We start from the raw sequence: 17037 nt of genomic DNA on the forward strand, positions 1-17037 counted from the left end.
CTGTATTTTTTGGTTGTGTTTTATTTTTGCGGCCTGCCTGGGAACTCTGGATTTGGGGTTTAAGCGGGCCGTGTCGTTAATACCATTAGTCCTTTTTAGACAGGAAGAGTATTTAGATGAGTGAAAATCATACTCTGCACATTGAAGAAATTTTGGATTTGCTTCCGCATCGTTATCCGTTTTTATTGGTGGATCGCGTTCTTGATTTTGAGGAAGGTAAATCCTTACGTGCAGTCAAAAACGTATCTTTTAATGAACCCTTCTTTCAGGGGCATTTCCCGGGCAAACCGATTTTCCCAGGCGTTTTGATCCTTGAAGCTATGGCGCAGGCCACTGGAATTTTGGCATTTAAGAGTGCAGGCAAACTAGGGTCGGATGAACTCTATTACTTTGCTGCTATTGATGGTGCCCGTTTTAAACGTCCGGTAGTGCCAGGGGATCAAATGATATTAGAAGTAGAGTTTCTTAAAGAACGTCGCGGGGTTGCTCGCTGTAGAGGCGTGGCAAAAGTCGATGGAGAAGTGGTTTGCGAAGCAGAAATGATGTGTGCTCGCCGTCGTGAGGTCTAATCTATGATTGATGAAACCGCTTATATACATTCCAGCGCTATTGTGGAAGATGGCGCGATAATTGGTGCCAATGTTCGTATTGGCCCATTTTGTTGCATCGGTTCTCAGGTTGAGATTGGCGAAGGTACAGAGCTGAAATCTCATGTTGTTGTCAATGGAATAACCAAAATTGGCCGTGATAACCAGATCTTTCAGTTTGCCTCTGTTGGGGAGATGAATCAGGATCTGAAATATCACGGTGAACCAACCAAGGTTGAAATTGGTGATCGTAATCGTATCCGCGAAAATGTAACCATCCATCGTGGAACAGTTCAGGGTGGCGGTTTAACGAAAATCGGCAATGATAATTTGCTGATGATTAATGCCCATATTGCTCATGACTGCATTGTTGGTGATCGCTGTGTCATTGCTAACAATGGTACTTTGGGTGGTCATGTTATTCTGGGAGATTATGTCATCATCGGTGGTATGAGTGCGATTCATCAGTTCTGCCAGATTGGTTCTCATGCCATGGTGGGTGGTTGTTCCGGTGTGGTACAGGATATTCCGCCATATGTTATCGCTCAGGGTAACCATGCAACACCTTTTGGCATTAATGTCGAAGGTCTGAAGCGCCGTGGTTTTGATAAAGAATCACTACATGCAATCAGAAATGCATATAAGTTGTTGTATCGTAATGGAAAAACTTTAGAAGAAGCACAGCGGGAAATTGCTGAGTTGGCTGAAGACAATCAGCATGTAAAAATCTTCAGTGATTTTCTGGTAAGTTCTACCCGCGGTATTATCCGTTAAGTAGATGAAGGATACTCCTTTGGCTACCATTTCTTCTGTTGATAGTCTGCGTCCGCTGACTATTGGATTAATCGCCGGAGAAACCTCCGGTGATATCCTTGGAGCAGGTTTAATCCGTGCATTAAAAACCAAAGTGCCCAATGCGCGTTTTGTTGGCGTTGCAGGTCCTCTTATGCAAGCTGAAGGTTGTGAAGCTTGGTATGAGATGGAAGAACTGGCTGTAATGGGGATTGTCGAAGTTCTTGAGCGTTTGCCTCGTTTGCTGAAGATACGTAAGGATCTGACAACCCGTTTCACTGAGCTGAAACCTGATGTGTTTGTCGGTATTGATGCGCCGGATTTTAATATTACTTTGGAAGGCCGGTTAAAACAGCGGGGCATCCGTACCATTCATTATGTCAGTCCATCGGTATGGGCCTGGCGCCAGAAACGTGTTTTCAAAATTGGTAAAGCTACAGATATGGTTTTAGCCTTCTTGCCTTTTGAAAAAGCGTTTTACGATAAATTTAATGTTCCTTGCCGGTTTATTGGACATACAATGGCAGATACTATGCCATTAAAACCAGATAGAGCAGCAGCACGTGAGCTACTAGGAATCCCACAAGAATCTATTTGCCTGGCTTTGTTGCCGGGGAGCCGCCATTCTGAAGTTGAGATGCTAAGTGCTGATTTTCTTAAAACTGCTCAGTTATTACGGCAAAAAATCCCAGGTTTGCATGTGCTTGTGCCACTGGTGAATGCTAAACGGCGTGAACAATTTGAGAGAATTAAACAGGAAACTGCGCCAGATTTGAATGTTCATCTTGTGGATGGCAAAGCGCGGGAAATCATGATTGCAAGTAATGCTGCACTTTTGGCATCTGGAACAGCTGCTTTGGAATGTATGCTGGCAAAATGCCCAATGGTAGTGGGTTACCGGATGAAGCCATTTACTTTCTGGCTGGCAAAACACCTTGTAAAAACACCTTATGTTTCATTACCTAACTTGTTATCTGGTAAAGAGCTGGTCAAAGAATTATTGCAGGAAAAATGTCAGCCACAGAAACTTGCAGATGAATTGTTGCCGTTACTACAAGGTAGTGAAAAAGTTGAAGCACTGAAACAGACATTTTTACATCTGCACGAAAGCATTCGTTGTAATGCTGATGAGCAAGCTGCACAGGCTGTACTAGAATTAGCAGGAAAATGATGGAATTTATATACCCTCCGGCGAATCTGATTGCCGGAGTTGATGAAGTTGGCCGAGGCCCATTAGTCGGTGCGGTTGTGACTGCGGCTGTTATTTTAGATCCATTTCGCCCGATTGCTGGGTTAGCTGATTCTAAAAAACTCAGTGAAAAACGCCGTGAAGAGTTGTATCTGGAAATCATAGAAAAAGCGTTGAGCTGGAGCTTGGGGCGTGCAGAGCCGGAAGAAATTGATCAATTAAATATCTTGCATGCAACCATGCTTGCAATGCAAAGAGCTGTGGCTGGCTTGTCTATTTCTCCTGAATATGTGCTGATTGATGGTAATCGTTGCCCTAAATTACCAATGCCTGCACAAGCGGTTATAAAAGGAGATGGATTGGTTGCTGAAATTAGTGCAGCTTCTATTGTTGCGAAAGTGACTAGGGATCGGGAAATGGTTGAACTCGATCGATTGTTTCCTGAATATGGGTTTGCTAAGCACAAAGGTTATCCAACCGCTTTTCATTTAGAAAAGTTGGCTCTGCTGGGAGCGACAAAACATCACCGTAAAAGTTTTGCACCGGTTAAAAGAGCAATTGGTCTTTAAGTAAGCTTGTTAACTGGATACAGTTATTCTTCAAATTGATGTAAAGCACAATCACTTAATCATCTGGACAAACACATGGCTGACCCCCGTTTTGTACACTTACGTGTCCATAGCGACTATTCAATGATTGATGGCTTAGCTAAAACTGGCCCTTTAGTTAAAAAAGTTGCTCAGTTAGGCATGCCGACTTTTGCGATCACTGATTTTACTAACCTATGTGGGCTGGTGAGATTTTATGGTAGTGCTCATGGGGCTGGGATAAAACCGATTATTGGTGCTGATTTTTATATGGAAAGTGAGCTGCTCGGGGATGAATATGCTTACTTAACCATTCTTGCCCGTAATAATACTGGTTATCATAATCTGACTTTACTGATATCAGAGGCTTATCAGCAGGGATATGGTGCTGCTGGTCCAACAATTAAACAGGAATGGCTGATAAACCGTAAAGAAGGGCTGATCCTGCTCTCTGGTGGCCGTATGGGGGATGTGGGCAAATTCCTGTTACGTGGTAATCGGGTCATGGTGGACCAATGCCTTGAGTTTTATCAGGAGCATTTCCCTGACTGCTATTATCTAGAACTGATCCGTACTGGTCGTGCAGATGAAGAAAATTATCTTCATGCAGCGGTTGCATTGGCAACAGAAAAGAGTCTACCTGTTGTTGCGACTAATGATGTTTGCTTCATCGATAAAGAAGATTTCGATGCGCATGAAATCCGTGTAGCGATTCATGATGGTTATACATTAGCTGATCCCAAACGCCCAAGAAATTACAGTCCTCAGCAATATTTGCGTAGTGAACATGAAATGTGTGAGCTATTCTCTGATATTCCTGAGGCGCTGGAAAATAGTGTAGAAATTGCTAAACGTTGTAATGTCACTATCCGTCTTGGTGAATATTTCCTGCCACAATTTCCGACAGGAGAAATGAGCACTGAAGATTATCTGGTCGAGAAATCTAAACAAGGGTTGGAAGAGCGCTTGGAATTTCTCTATCCAGAGCCTGAAGTACGGGCAGAAAAACGCCCTGAATATGATGAGCGACTTGATGTTGAGCTTCGGGTTATCAACCAGATGGGATTCCCTGGCTACTTCCTGATCGTGATGGAATTTATTCAGTGGTCAAAAGACAATGGTGTTCCTGTTGGTCCAGGGCGTGGTTCCGGTGCGGGCTCTTTAGTGGCTTATGCCCTGAAAATAACCGATCTCGATCCTTTGGAGTTTGACCTGCTGTTTGAACGGTTCCTTAACCCCGAACGTGTTTCCATGCCTGATTTTGACGTCGATTTCTGCATGGAAAAACGTGATCTGGTGATTGATCATGTGGCTGATATATATGGTCGTGATGCTGTATCCCAGATCATCACATTTGGTACGATGGCTGCGAAAGCCGTAATTCGTGATGTTGGTCGTGTGCTGGGGCATCCATATGGGTTTGTTGACAGAATTTCTAAATTAATACCGCTTGATCCGGGAATGACCCTGGAAAAAGCATTTATCGCAGAGCCACAACTTCCCGAATTCTATGAATCGGATGAAGAAGTTAAAGCGCTGATAGATATGGCGCGTAAATTGGAAGGTGTCACCCGTAACGCAGGGAAACACGCGGGTGGGGTAGTTATTGCCCCAACTAAGATCACTGATTTCTCTCCTCTCTACTGCGATCCGGAAGGTTTGAATCCGGTTACTCAGTTTGATAAAAATGATGTGGAATATGCTGGGTTGGTGAAATTCGACTTCCTCGGATTGAGGACGCTGACTATCATCAACTGGGCGTTAGAGATGATCAACGCAGGCAGAGCGAAGAAAGGTCTGGAGCTGATTGATATCACTGCGATTCCACTAAATGACACCAAAAGTTTCGATATGCTGCAACGGGCTGAAACAACAGCGGTATTCCAGCTTGAATCTCGTGGTATGAAGGATCTTATCAAACGTCTGCGCCCCGACTGTTTCGAAGATATGATTGCGCTTGTGGCACTGTTTCGTCCAGGTCCTTTGCAATCAGGCATGGTTGATAACTTCATTGATCGCAAACATGGCCGGGAAGAGATCTCATACCCAGATATACAGTGGCAGCACGAATCTTTACAGCCTGTATTGGAGCCAACTTACGGCATAATCCTTTATCAGGAACAAGTGATGCAAATTGCTCAGGTGCTGGCGGGATATACTCTCGGTGGTGCAGATATGCTCCGTCGGGCAATGGGCAAGAAGAAGCCGGAGGAGATGGCTAAGCAGCGTTCCGTATTTGAGGAAGGAGCTAAAAAACTCGGTATTGATGGCGAGTTGGCAATGAAAATCTTTGATTTGGTAGAGAAGTTTGCCGGTTATGGATTTAATAAATCTCACTCTGCTGCGTATGCACTGGTTTCTTATCAGACTTTATGGCTGAAAGCACATTATCCGGCTGAATTTATGGCTGCGGTAATGACTGCTGATATGGATAATACAGAAAAAGTCGTTGGATTGATTGATGAATGCTGGCGTATGGGGCTGAAAATTTTACCACCCGATATTAACAGCGGCCTGTATCATTTCCACGTTAATGATGACGGGGAGATCGTATATGGTATCGGTGCGATTAAAGGGGTAGGTGAAGGCCCGATTGAAGCGATCATCGAAGCCAGAAAGAAAGACGGTTATTTTAGAGAACTGTTTGATTTATGTGCTCGTGTTGATACCAAGAAATTAAATCGCCGGGTGATGGAAAAACTGATCATGTCAGGGGCATTTGATCGCCTGGGGCCGCACCGCGCAGCTTTGATGTCTTCTTTGGAAGATGCCTTGAAGGCGGCAGATCAACATGCCAAAGCAGAGGCCATTGGTCAGACTGATATGTTTGGCGTGTTGGCAGAAGCGCCAGAAGAAGTTGAACGCTCTTATGCCAATGTTTCCCAATGGACAGAACAGGTAGTTCTTGATGGTGAACGAGAAACGCTGGGGCTCTATTTAACTGGGCACCCGATCACCCGTTATTTAAAAGAAATTGAGCGCTATACTAATGGGCTGCGGTTAAAGGATGTAAATCCGACACCGCGTGGTCAAGTAACAACTGTGGTAGGTTTGGTACTGGCATCCAAAGTGATTATAACCAAGCGAGGTAACCGGATTGGTCTTTGTACATTGGATGATCGTTCAGGTCGCCTGGAAGTTATGTTATTTTCCGATGCCCTAGAAAGACACCGGCATTTGCTGGAACAGGACCGAATATTGATAGCTACGGGGCAGGTCAGCTTTGATGACTTCAATGGCGGTCTTAAAATGACAGCACGTGAATTAATGGATATCAGTGAAGCACGTGAAAAATATGCGCGTGGGCTTGCTATCTCGCTGTCGGACAGGCAAATTGATAATCAATTGTTAAGCCGTCTTCGTGGCACACTGGAACCATATCGTTCAGGTACGATACCGGTTCATCTTTATTACCAGAGGGAAGACGCCCGCGCCCGTTTAAGATTTGGCGCGACGTGGAGGGTAACACCAACGGATAACCTTCTGACAGATCTGCGAACTCTGCTGGGTAATGAGCAGGTAGAATTAGAATTTGACTAAAATAGGAATGTTATGAGTCTGAATTTTCTTGAATTTGAACAGCCGATTGCCGAGCTGGAAGCGAAAATTGATTCGCTAACCGCAGTTAGCCGTCAAGATGAAAAATTAGATATAAATCTGGATGAAGAAGTACAACGTTTGCGGGAAAAGAGTCTGGAACTGACTCGCAAAATCTTTTCAGATTTAGGGGCCTGGCAGATTGCTCAGCTTGCACGTCACCCACGTCGTCCGTATACGTTGGACTATATTCAGCATATTTTTACTGATTTTGAAGAGTTAGCGGGTGATCGCGCTTATGCTGATGACAAAGCGATTGTTGGTGGTCTGGCTCGTATTGATGGGCGACCTGTGATGATTATTGGTCATCAAAAAGGCCGTGAAACTAAAGAAAAAATTCGTCGTAATTTCGGTATGCCAGCGCCAGAAGGCTACCGTAAGGCTTTACGTCTGATGGAAATGGCAGAACGTTTTAAACTGCCAATTATCACTTTCATTGATACTCCAGGCGCATATCCGGGTGTTGGTGCAGAAGAACGTGGTCAGTCTGAGGCTATTGCTCGCAACCTTCTTGAAATGTCCCGTCTGTCTGTGCCTGTTATTTGTACTGTAATTGGTGAAGGCGGTTCCGGTGGTGCGTTGGCGATTGGCGTTGGTGATAAAGTGAATATGCTGCAATACAGCACCTATTCTGTTATCTCTCCGGAAGGCTGCGCTTCAATTTTGTGGAAAAGTGCAGAAAAAGCACCACTTGCGGCGGAAGCGATGGGGATTACCGCCCCTCGTTTGAAAGAGCTGGAATTAATCGATACTGTGATCCAGGAACCATTAGGTGGTGCGCATCGTGATTACGAAGCAGTATCAGTATCGTTGAAGGCTCAATTGTTGATTGATCTGGCCGATCTTGATCATTTGGCCTCTGAAGAATTGATCAAGCGCCGATATCAGCGTCTGATGCAATATGGTTATTCTTGATATCTGAATTAACTATTTAATAAGGGATGCAAGTGATGAATTTCAGTCACCTTTATCCCTTACTGTTTCTGCTTTTTTGCCATTTTTTATTCTTAATGATAATCAATTCAAATTGTTACAAGCTAAGGGATTCTTGAATCTGTAATGACAAACATTGATGAGCGGCTATTTGTCACTTTGGCTAAGCAGCTTGGTAAACATAAGAAAATCTTGGTTGGGTTCAGTGGTGGGTTAGACTCCTCAGTTTTGCTTCATTTGCTGGTTAATTGGCGTAATCAGTACAATCAGGATGTTCAACTAAGAGCAATCCATATTCACCATGGTTTAAACATAAAAGCAGATCAGTGGGTTAAACATTGCCAACAGATCTGTGATGACTGGCAGGTTGAATTTTTTTCTGAAAGAGTAACGATAGATGCGCGCCAAAAGGGTATTGAAGCTACTGCCCGTGATGCCCGATATCAGGTATTCAAGCGTGAATTACAAAAAGATGAAATTCTGGTAACAGCCCAGCATCTTGATGATCAGGCAGAAACTTTTTTATTGGCATTAAAGCGTGGTAGTGGGCCGGCTGGTCTTGCTTCTATGCCTTCAATTGCCGTATTTGCAGATACATTATTGCTACGTCCGTTACTTGGTTATAGCCGGGATGAACTAGAAATATATGCCAGTGAACACTGTCTAACTTGGATTGAAGACGACAGTAATCAAGATGATCGCTATGATCGAAATTTTCTGCGCTTACATATTATGCCGTTACTGAATCAACGCTGGCCGCATTTTCCACAGTCTGTTGCACGTAGTGCAAATTTATGTGGTGAGCAAGAGCTGCTTCTTGATGAGTTATTGAATGAATCGCTAAAAAAATTGATAACTCAGGATGGTGCTTTGGCTATTTCGCCTTTGGATGGGTATTCAGAAGCAAAACGAAATGCTTTGTTGCGTCGTTGGTTTGGTTATCATGGCATGAAAATGCCTTCGCGAGAGCAGCTTCATAGACTTTGGTATGAGGTGGCTATTGCCCGTATTGATGCTGAACCACGGTTACAATTTGGTCAGCATGATGTACGCCGTTATAAGCAAAAACTTTGGCTAGTTCCTCAATTACAACCTTTGAGAGATATTATTCTTGAATGGGATATTTGCAACACTTTGGTATTACCGGATAGCTTAGGAAAACTGAATATTTCTGATTGCGGTATTAAAGTCAGGGCTCCAACTGATAATGAGCGGGTGACTATCCGTTTTGGTGTTCAAGGAATGATGAGTATTGTGGGCCGTCAACACTCTCGGCACAGTAAAAAATTGTGGCAGGAGTTTGGAGTTGCTCCGTGGCTTAGAGAGCGAATTCCATTGCTTTATTACAATGAACAATTGATGGCTGCATTGGGTATTTTTGTCACTAAAGAAAGCGAAGTAGCAGAAGGGCAGGAAATATTGACAATTAACTGGAATAAAACGCTGTTAAAATAAAAAGTTAAGCCGCCTTTGGCGGCTCTATTTTGTATTCAGGATTCGGAGTGTTCAATAATAACAGTACCAATTTTAGGGTTACTAAAACTAGCAATATAATCCAACCGTAATTCACGGGGGTTGTCTTCTGTTTCGATTATCAGGTATTCAACTTTTTTCTTTAAAACCAAATCACAGGCTTTTCCTTCAATAACTTCACCACCCCGCAACTTTATGTGCAGGTGGAGTTGATGTTGGCAAGCCAACTCAAGGTTGTCATAGTCGTCACAGTTAATTGGTTGATATTCAGTATTTATAGACATATTTGCTCACCACTATGGTTAGTGGCGGTTATTGCCGCCTGTGGTTGTTAAAATTGTAACTCAAAAGCACTATTAATGACTATAGCACAGGAAATCAGTCGTGATTAATGAATAACTTTGGCTGTTTCCCTTGAACAGTAAATAAATAAAAGTTTGATTTCACAGTAAGTTCCGGGCAAAGGTATTAAAATCAGATCATTTCGCTATTATTGGGCAACGCCCTTAAAAAGGCGATTCACAAAGCCCATTATACTGTTTGGAGATAAATATGAATAAAAAACTTTTGGCAGCGTTAGTTGCTGTGGGCGTAAGTACTTTGATGGGATGTAAAAGTAACTTACCACAACAAACGAGTTCACAGCTAGTAGATCAGACTTTTCAGGGGGTTCTTCCTTGTGCTGATTGTTCTGGTATTGACACCACACTGTTATTGGATGGTGATGGTAATTATATTCTGGAACAAACTTATCTTGGTACCCGTGATGGTGACTCGTCATTCTTTGAATCTGGTCAATGGGTGAAAGACGGAGAAAAAATTCGCCTGACAAAATCAGATGATCAGAAATATTACTATCTGCTGAAAGGTGGAAACTTGGTGATGCTGGATATTGAAGGCAATCCAATTGAATCACAATTCAACTATGAGCTGAAACGGGTAACACCGAAGAAACTGGTTGGTGAATACAGTTATATGGCTGATGCAGCTTCATTTACTGATTGTAATACAGGTAAGCAGTATGCCGTAACGGAAAGTTTGGATTTGGAGCGAGGTTATCATCAAGTTGGTGTAGACGGGGGAACACCAGTTTATGTTGAAGTTGAAGGTTATTATAGCGTGAGACCTTCAATGGAAGATGGGCAATTTGATCCTGCCCTGATTCAGACGGGTAAAATCCGTTTCGATAAATCAAAATCTTGTAATACGAAGAAATAATTCAGGGTTCAGTATTGATGGTGATAATGGTTATGGCATCTTAACGATCTGACCATTATCACCATATTGCTCAATGAATTGGTGTAATAACTTTAATTAATAAAACCAAGTTGTTGCTTCAAATAATCAACAACATCATCCAGTTTTAACATCTGTTTTTCATCATTGCGACGATATTTATATTCTACTTCTCCATTATCCAGATTACGGTCGCCAATAACTATCGTATGTGGTACACCGATAAGTTCCATATCAGCGAACATCACGCCTGGACGTTCCTTGCGATCATCAAAAATCACGTCAATACCGCTGGCGCGCAGATCAGCATACAGTTTTTCTGCAATTTCCTTTACACGATATGATTTGTGCATATTCATTGGCAGAATAGCAACCTGGAATGGCGCGATTGCATCAGGCCAGATGATACCGCGGTTATCGTGATTCTGTTCAATCGCTGCTGCGACAATACGGGTAACACCAATACCATAACAACCCATAGTGGTGATCTGGTTGTGGCCGTCTTCGCTTTGAACGGTTGCTTTCATTGCATCAGAATATTTGGTACCTAGCTGGAATATATGACCAACTTCGATACCTCGTTTGATGAGCAATGTACCTTTACCATCTGGGCTAGAATCACCTTCAACAACATTACGGATATCAGCAACGTCTGGTATTGGTAGATCACGTTCCCAGTTGATACCGAAATAGTGCTTATCATCAATATTGGCACCGGCGCCAAAGTCGCTCATCACTGCCACACTGCGGTCGATAATAATGGGTATTGGCAGATTGACGGGGCCTAATGAACCTGGACCTGCCCCAACAATTGTACGAATCTCTTCTTCTGTGGCAAAAGTTAGAGGGCTGGCAACCAATGGTAATTTTTCTGCTTTGATTTCATTAAGTTCATGGTCACCGCGAACCAGTAAGGCAATTAATTTATGGCCTGTATTTTCTGTCGCGTGAACTATTAGAGTCTTAATAGTTTTCTCAATTGGCAGATTGAATTGTTCAATTAGTTCAGTAATTGTTTTTGCATTCGGAGTATCAACCAGATGTATATCTTCTGCTGGTGATGAGCGATCATAAGCAGGAGCAATAGCTTCAGCCAGTTCAATATTAGCTGCATAATTGGATTCTGTTGAGAAAACGATATCATCTTCCCCGCTGGCAGCCAGGACCTGAAATTCATGGGAAGCACTACCGCCGATAGAACCGGTATCAGCTAGAACAGCTCGGAAATCTAAACCGATACGGGTAAAGATTTTGCTGTAGGCTGCATACATGTTGTCGTAAGTTTCTTGTAATGATTCCTGAGTAGCATGGAAAGAGTAAGCATCTTTCATCAGGAATTCACGCGAACGCATTACGCCAAAACGAGGTCGAACTTCGTCGCGGAATTTAGTCTGGATTTGGAACAAAGTTAGTGGTAACTGTTTATATGAACTGACTTCATTGCGGATTAGATCAGTGACAACTTCTTCATGGGTTGGACCCAATACAAAAGGGCGATCCCCTCGATCAGCAAAACGCAGCAACTCCGGGCCGTATTGTTCCCAGCGACCACTTTCCTGCCATAAATCTGCCGGCTGCACTACAGGCATAGATATCTCAATCGCTCCAGCATTGTTCATTTCTTCACGAACAATTTTTTCGACTTTTTTTAGCACGCGGATACCTGTAGGCATCCAATTATATAGTCCTGAAGCGAGCTTACGGATCATGCCTGCACGAAGCATCAGTTTATGACTGATAACTTCTGCATCGGCGGGAGTCTCTTTTAATGTAGAGAGCAGATATTGGCTAGTGCGCATTTTAGGGTTCCATTAGAGCAGTAAATTGCTTCTAACTGGCAAAAATTTGCCAGTCAATAAAATAGCGAAAATAAGCCTTTAGTCTACCAGTGAGTTTAAGATGCCAAAAGGGTATATATTGATTTTTAACGGGGTTCTATGGAGACCACTTCAGTCAGTGTGCCACATACTCTCCAACGTACATTAAAATTCAGTAGATGAACAGCATACTCCCGATTTTCTGATTCTCCTCTACGGTAAGCCGGACGAGGGTCTTGAGCTAGAACCTGGCTGATAAATCGGCGTAAATTCGGGTAAGTGTTTTGAATTAAGATAAGCTGCTGTTCAACGGCAGGTGAAAATATCACGTCCATACCGGTAGAAGGTGCTTCCTGAGCAAAACCTGCTATTGCATGTGGCTGACATTCAGCGAAAGGCAGATAAGGTTTGATATCAATAACAGGGGTACCATCAACTAAATCCATACTACCCAGCTCTAGAGTAACGCTACCTTTTCTGCATTTAATTCCTTTAAGCTCAATCAGAGACATACCAATTGGATTTGGCCGGAAAGTTGAACGGGTTGCGAATACTCCCATTTTTGCATTTCCACCTAAACGGGGAGGGCGCACCATTGGTTTCCACCCGTCTTCCATTGTTTGGTGGAAAACAAAAATAACCCATAGATGACTAAATTGTTCTAAACCGCGAACTGCATCTGGTTGATTATAGGGTGGAAGAAGCATTAATTCCCCTCCACCGTCTTTAATAAGACCTGGTTGACGGGGAACAGCAAATTTCTCTTTATAAGGGGAGTGAATAACCCCTATTTGTGTGAAATGAAAGTTAGTCATTGAGTAATAAGCAGGGCTGAGCCTTCGCATATTGCTATCTGGTAGCATCCTTGGCCTGATAACATCTCGCATTGATGTAGTAAAATGGCGTTAGCATTCAAATGAGTGGCCTTCATTATCATTTGGTTACGCGCTATGGTGATATTAGCTGGTGGGTCTTGTAACGAACTACGGCATGATTGACCAGTGACAATCCCTAAATCTTTAAATGGGGTACCTAACAATTCTTCACTCTTGGTATATAACTTTACGGATAAAGAGTGGTTTGTTTTTTCTCCGGTTGGTAGTTTTTTGAGTCTCATATCTGATAATTGAGAAGAATCAGTTAAGGTTGTCTGTTGCATTGAGCATCCTGCTATGAACAGTACTAATAAAGGGACAAGTAGCCGACGCATTAATAATTCCTTGAATTATGACAATTAGAGTTAAGTTAATCGATCAGGTTAATAAAAAGGTATCGAAAACATGATGTCATAACATATCAGGCGGACAATTTGTCCGCCTGATTATTCTAATATTGATGAGCGTAATATGAAAGATTACCAGCCTTTCACTGCACCACCATTAAAGATCTTATTGGCAGCTTCGTCAACTTCGTCAGATTGATAGGCTTTAACGAATTTTTTAACATTTTCGGCATCTTTGTTATCTTCACGGCTAACAAGTAGGTTTACATATGGAGAATCTTTATCTTCAACAAATAAACCATCTTTTGCCGGGGTTAGACCGATCTGGCTTGCATATGTCGTATTAATAATTGCCAGAGCAATTTTTTGATCATCCAGTGAACGCGGTAATTGAGGTGCTTCCAGTTCAACTAATTTTAGATTTTTAGGATTTTCAACGACGTCTAAAACTGTTGGCAATAAACCTATGCCATCTTTCAGTTTGATTAAGTCTTGCTTCTGTAATAACAATAAAGAACGGCCTAAGTTCGTTGGATCGTTTGGTAGTGCAATTTGAGAACCATCCTGCAATTCATCTAGTGACTTGATTTTTTTGGAATAACCAGCAATTGGATAAACAAAAGAGTTGCCAACAGTGACTAGCTTATAACTACGATCTTTGATTTGTTGATCCAGATAAGGCTTGTGCTGGTATGCATTTAGATCAATATCACCTTTACTCAGTGCTTCGTTTGGTAGTACAAAGTCATTAAAAGTTACCAGTTCTACATCAAGACCATATTTATCTTTAGCTACTTTTTTCGCAATCTCAGCAACTTCTTGCTCTGCACCAACGATAACGCCTACTTTAATATGATTTGGATCTTGTTTTTCCTGACCACAACCAGCCAGAATTAATGAACCTAAAAGGGCGCTGATGGTTGCGATGGTTCTTAATTTAACAGACATACTTTACCCCTATTGAATGCTAATTTATTAACACCTATGTCGGTGCCGTTATTAAAATAATTTTATTATTTACGTGTTGTGGCCTTAACTAAACGGTCACCACTTAATTGAATTAAGTAAACTAAAATAATTAATAACACTAATACGGTATTCATTACTGTTGCGTTATAGCCGATATAACCATACTGGTAGCCAATCTGGCCTAACCCGCCTGCACCTACAGCACCTCCCATTGCGGAATAACCTACTAAAGTGATCAGAGTAATTGTAGCTGCATTGAGCAAACCTGGTAATGCTTCAGGTAACAGAATTTTCTTCACAATCTGGAGCGGAGTTGCTCCCATTGCCCTGGCTGCTTCAATTAATCCTGATGGAATTTCTAATAAAGCATTTTCCACCATACGAGCAATAAATGGCGCAGCACCTATAGTTAATGGAACAATAGCCGCTTGTAAGCCGATAGATGTTCCCACAATTAATCTGGTAAAAGGAATCATCCAAACCAGTAAAATAATAAACGGGATAGAACGGAAAATATTAACTATAGCGGAAAGAAAACGATAGAGTTTATTACTTTCCATAATCTGACCGGGACGAGTGACATATAATAATACACCGATTGGCAGCCCGATAATAAAGCCAAAAAAGCCAGAAACAAAAGTCATTACTAGAGTTTCCCAGACGCCTTTAGCCAGTAATAAAATCATTCCTTCAGACATAACCGAGAACCTCTACTTTCACATGATGATCTTGTAAAAACTTAATTGTTGATTCGACGCCACCATTTTCACCGTGTAATTCAGCTAACATCACACCAAATTTTACTCCACCGGCATAGTCGATTTGAGAACTTAATATATTCATATCAATATTAAAACGACGTACTGCCATTGAAATCAGTGGAGCGTCTACAGACTGGCCGGTGAACTCTAATTTCAGTAATGGACTAAGATCTGGTGCTGGGTGGCTTTGCATTTTTTGTACATAATCTTCAGGGATATCCAGATGTAAAGTTGACTGAATAAATGCCTGAGCGATGGGTGTTTTGGGATGAGAGAATACTTCACTAACAATGTCTTGTTCAATCAGTTGTCCACCACTGATTACGGCTACTTGGTCACAAATACGTTTGACGACGTCCATTTCATGAGTAATCAACAGAATGGTTAGTCCCAGACGGCGATTAATATCTTTCAATAATTCCAGAATAGAACGAGTTGTTGCGGGATCAAGAGCACTTGTTGCTTCATCACATAAAAGTATTTTAGGTGAATTAGCTAGAGCACGGGCAATAGCAACACGTTGCTTCTGTCCGCCAGAGAGATTTGCTGGATAAGCATCATGCTTATCTGCAAGACCAACAAGCTCCAATAACTCGTCTACCCGCTTTTTGATTTCAGCCTTTGGAATGTTGTCCAATTCTAAAGGTAAGGCTATGTTGCCAAACACTGTTCTCGAAGATAGCAAGTTGAAATGCTGGAAAATCATACCGATCCGACGACGTGCACGGGTTAAGTCACTATCAGATAAGATAGTTAGATCTTGACCATCAACCAGTACTTGTCCAGAAGTTGGACGCTCAAGCATATTCACACAGCGAATCAGTGTACTTTTACCTGCGCCAGATGAACCAATAACACCATAAATTTGCCCCTGCGGAACATGTAGGCTGATATCTGAAAGCGCGTTGATAGAACGGGCACCCTGCTGAAATACTTTATTGATATGAGATAGTTTTATCATTTTTATTCTTATTTGTTTTTGTAAAAATTTTGAAAATTGATAGCTTGAACATTTTTGAGAAAACAAACCACCCGTTGAATCGGATGTTAAGGTGTCTAGACGTCTAAGTCAACCGGGAATAAATTAATTGCTGCATTCTCATTCATGACTAAATCATGCGATACTGAAGCCTTCTTACATTCTTGGAGCAATCGGGTGACACAAAGTATTCCTGCCGTATTTTTAGATCGTGACGGAACAATAAATATCGATCATGGTTATGTACATGAAATAGATGATTTTCAATTTATTGATGGTGTTATTGAAGCCATGATTGAATTGAAAAAGATGGGATATGCACTGGTATTAGTCACAAACCAGTCAGGGATTGCTCGTGGCATTTTCAATGAAGAGCAATTTTTGCAACTGACAGAATGGATGGATTGGTCACTGGCAGACCGTGGGGTAGATTTGGACGGCATCTATTATTGTCCTCATCATCCAGATGCGACTGGAGAACAATATAAGAAGAATTGTGATTGCCGTAAGCCACAACCAGGTATGCTTCTGGAAGCACAAAAAGAGCTAAGTATCGATATGGCTGCTTCTTATATGATTGGTGACAAACTGGAAGATATGCAAGCAGCCACGACAGCAAAAGTTGGTACTAAAGTATTAGTTCGTACAGGTAAACCAGTTACTAATGAAGCTGAACAAGCGGCTGATTTGGTAATAAATAGCTTGGTAGACTTGCCTAAAGCGATTAAAGGTATCAAAAAATAGGTTTTTTGTTCTTTATGTCATCGTTTTGTTGAAAAAAAACACGAACGAAAGTTTTTTTCAAATAAACACTTGCCAGCGCCGAAGAACGCCCTATAATGCGCCTCCACTGACCGACACCCCGCTGAGAAAAAAGCTGGTGGGGTCAGGCAGA

At 42.1% G+C, this 17037-nt stretch carries 16 protein-coding genes; 9 read left to right on the top strand and 7 right to left on the bottom strand.

Annotated elements, in window-relative coordinates:
• Positions 1-116 precede the first annotated feature (116 nt).
• The 7 genes from fabZ to tilS all read left to right on the top strand — a co-directional run bounded on the left by fabZ (position 117) and on the right by tilS (position 9140).
• Positions 117-569: a 3-hydroxyacyl-ACP dehydratase FabZ gene (fabZ, locus tag C5469_RS09970; RefSeq protein ID WP_054479447.1), complete on the top strand. Its 453-nt coding sequence runs from the start codon at positions 117-119 to the stop codon at positions 567-569.
• Positions 570-572: 3 nt separating this feature from the next.
• Positions 573-1361 (top strand): acyl-ACP--UDP-N-acetylglucosamine O-acyltransferase, encoded by a 789-nt coding sequence (gene lpxA / locus C5469_RS09975; RefSeq protein ID WP_166305582.1) that lies wholly within the window; start codon positions 573-575, stop codon positions 1359-1361.
• Between the two features lie 4 nt (positions 1362-1365).
• Positions 1366-2550 (top strand): lipid-A-disaccharide synthase, encoded by a 1185-nt coding sequence (gene lpxB, locus C5469_RS09980; RefSeq protein WP_166305585.1) that lies wholly within the window; start codon positions 1366-1368, stop codon positions 2548-2550.
• The gene (rnhB, locus tag C5469_RS09985; RefSeq protein ID WP_166305588.1) at positions 2547-3137 is read left to right on the top strand and encodes a ribonuclease HII; all 591 of its coding nucleotides are present in this window, start codon (positions 2547-2549) and stop codon (positions 3135-3137) included. The genes lpxB and rnhB overlap by 4 nt, the downstream gene beginning before the upstream one ends.
• Positions 3138-3212: 75 nt before the next feature.
• Positions 3213-6695 (top strand): DNA polymerase III subunit alpha, encoded by a 3483-nt coding sequence (gene dnaE / locus C5469_RS09990; protein WP_166305591.1) that lies wholly within the window; start codon positions 3213-3215, stop codon positions 6693-6695.
• Between the two features lie 12 nt (positions 6696-6707).
• Positions 6708-7667, top strand: coding sequence for an acetyl-CoA carboxylase carboxyl transferase subunit alpha (accA, locus tag C5469_RS09995; protein WP_166305594.1), 960 nt, complete (start codon positions 6708-6710; stop codon positions 7665-7667).
• A 144-nt stretch (positions 7668-7811) separates the two neighbouring features.
• Complete coding sequence (gene tilS / locus C5469_RS10000) at positions 7812-9140, top strand: tRNA lysidine(34) synthetase TilS (protein ID WP_166305597.1); 1329 nt, start codon at positions 7812-7814, stop codon at positions 9138-9140.
• Positions 9141-9175: 35 nt separating this feature from the next.
• Here the strand turns inward: tilS and rof are convergent, their stop codons facing one another.
• Positions 9176-9442: a Rho-binding antiterminator gene (rof, locus tag C5469_RS10005; RefSeq protein ID WP_166305599.1), complete on the bottom strand. Its 267-nt coding sequence runs from the start codon at positions 9440-9442 to the stop codon at positions 9176-9178.
• A 268-nt stretch (positions 9443-9710) separates the two neighbouring features.
• On the opposite strand from rof, the gene nlpE reads away from it, so the two are divergent.
• On the top strand, positions 9711-10376 hold the full coding sequence (gene nlpE, locus C5469_RS10010; RefSeq protein ID WP_166305602.1) for an envelope stress response activation lipoprotein NlpE: 666 nt from the start codon (positions 9711-9713) through the stop codon (positions 10374-10376).
• 92 nt (positions 10377-10468) lie between these two features.
• On the opposite strand, the gene proS is transcribed toward nlpE, so the two are convergent.
• The 6 genes from proS to metN all read right to left on the bottom strand — a co-directional run bounded on the left by proS (position 10469) and on the right by metN (position 16124).
• Positions 10469-12193, bottom strand: coding sequence for a proline--tRNA ligase (gene proS, locus C5469_RS10015; protein WP_166305605.1), 1725 nt, complete (start codon positions 12191-12193; stop codon positions 10469-10471).
• A gap of 125 nt (positions 12194-12318) precedes the next feature.
• Positions 12319-13026 (bottom strand): tRNA (N6-threonylcarbamoyladenosine(37)-N6)-methyltransferase TrmO, encoded by a 708-nt coding sequence (gene tsaA / locus C5469_RS10020; RefSeq protein WP_166305641.1) that lies wholly within the window; start codon positions 13024-13026, stop codon positions 12319-12321.
• Positions 13023-13370: an Rcs stress response system protein RcsF gene (rcsF, locus tag C5469_RS10025; RefSeq protein WP_278249755.1), complete on the bottom strand. Its 348-nt coding sequence runs from the start codon at positions 13368-13370 to the stop codon at positions 13023-13025. Before rcsF ends, tsaA begins: the two co-directional genes overlap by 4 nt.
• Positions 13371-13565: 195 nt before the next feature.
• Positions 13566-14381, bottom strand: a complete 816-nt coding sequence (locus tag C5469_RS10030) for a MetQ/NlpA family lipoprotein (protein ID WP_166305611.1) — start codon at positions 14379-14381, stop codon at positions 13566-13568.
• A 65-nt stretch (positions 14382-14446) separates the two neighbouring features.
• Positions 14447-15100, bottom strand: a complete 654-nt coding sequence (locus tag C5469_RS10035) for a methionine ABC transporter permease MetI (protein ID WP_166305614.1) — start codon at positions 15098-15100, stop codon at positions 14447-14449.
• Positions 15093-16124, bottom strand: a complete 1032-nt coding sequence (gene metN / locus C5469_RS10040) for a methionine ABC transporter ATP-binding protein MetN (RefSeq protein ID WP_166305617.1) — start codon at positions 16122-16124, stop codon at positions 15093-15095. Before metN ends, C5469_RS10035 begins: the two co-directional genes overlap by 8 nt.
• A gap of 195 nt (positions 16125-16319) precedes the next feature.
• On the opposite strand from metN, the gene gmhB reads away from it, so the two are divergent.
• Positions 16320-16886, top strand: a complete 567-nt coding sequence (gene gmhB / locus C5469_RS10045; protein WP_166305644.1) for a D-glycero-beta-D-manno-heptose 1,7-bisphosphate 7-phosphatase — start codon at positions 16320-16322, stop codon at positions 16884-16886.
• Positions 16887-17037 lie beyond the last annotated feature (151 nt).

It is taken from the genome of Photorhabdus cinerea (assembly GCF_011189575.1).
GTDB classification, from domain to species: domain Bacteria; phylum Pseudomonadota; class Gammaproteobacteria; order Enterobacterales; family Enterobacteriaceae; genus Photorhabdus; species Photorhabdus cinerea.

Bases quoted from the DNA above. Each gene is read 5' to 3' on its own strand.
- fabZ (WP_054479447.1), top strand. From the start codon at position 117: ATGAGTGAAAATCATACTCTGCACATTGAAGAAATTTTGGATTTGCTT.
- lpxA (WP_166305582.1), top strand. From the start codon at position 573: ATGATTGATGAAACCGCTTATATACATTCCAGCGCTATTGTGGAAGAT.
- lpxB (WP_166305585.1), top strand. From the start codon at position 1,366: ATGAAGGATACTCCTTTGGCTACCATTTCTTCTGTTGATAGTCTGCGT.
- rnhB (WP_166305588.1), top strand. From the start codon at position 2,547: ATGATGGAATTTATATACCCTCCGGCGAATCTGATTGCCGGAGTTGAT.
- dnaE (WP_166305591.1), top strand. From the start codon at position 3,213: ATGGCTGACCCCCGTTTTGTACACTTACGTGTCCATAGCGACTATTCA.
- accA (WP_166305594.1), top strand. From the start codon at position 6,708: ATGAGTCTGAATTTTCTTGAATTTGAACAGCCGATTGCCGAGCTGGAA.
- tilS (WP_166305597.1), top strand. From the start codon at position 7,812: ATGACAAACATTGATGAGCGGCTATTTGTCACTTTGGCTAAGCAGCTT.
- rof (WP_166305599.1), bottom strand. From the start codon at position 9,442: ATGTCTATAAATACTGAATATCAACCAATTAACTGTGACGACTATGAC.
- nlpE (WP_166305602.1), top strand. From the start codon at position 9,711: ATGAATAAAAAACTTTTGGCAGCGTTAGTTGCTGTGGGCGTAAGTACT.
- proS (WP_166305605.1), bottom strand. From the start codon at position 12,193: ATGCGCACTAGCCAATATCTGCTCTCTACATTAAAAGAGACTCCCGCC.
- tsaA (WP_166305641.1), bottom strand. From the start codon at position 13,026: ATGACTAACTTTCATTTCACACAAATAGGGGTTATTCACTCCCCTTAT.
- rcsF (WP_278249755.1), bottom strand. From the start codon at position 13,370: ATGCAACAGACAACCTTAACTGATTCTTCTCAATTATCAGATATGAGA.
- C5469_RS10030 (WP_166305611.1), bottom strand. From the start codon at position 14,381: ATGTCTGTTAAATTAAGAACCATCGCAACCATCAGCGCCCTTTTAGGT.
- C5469_RS10035 (WP_166305614.1), bottom strand. From the start codon at position 15,100: ATGTCTGAAGGAATGATTTTATTACTGGCTAAAGGCGTCTGGGAAACT.
- metN (WP_166305617.1), bottom strand. From the start codon at position 16,124: ATGATAAAACTATCTCATATCAATAAAGTATTTCAGCAGGGTGCCCGT.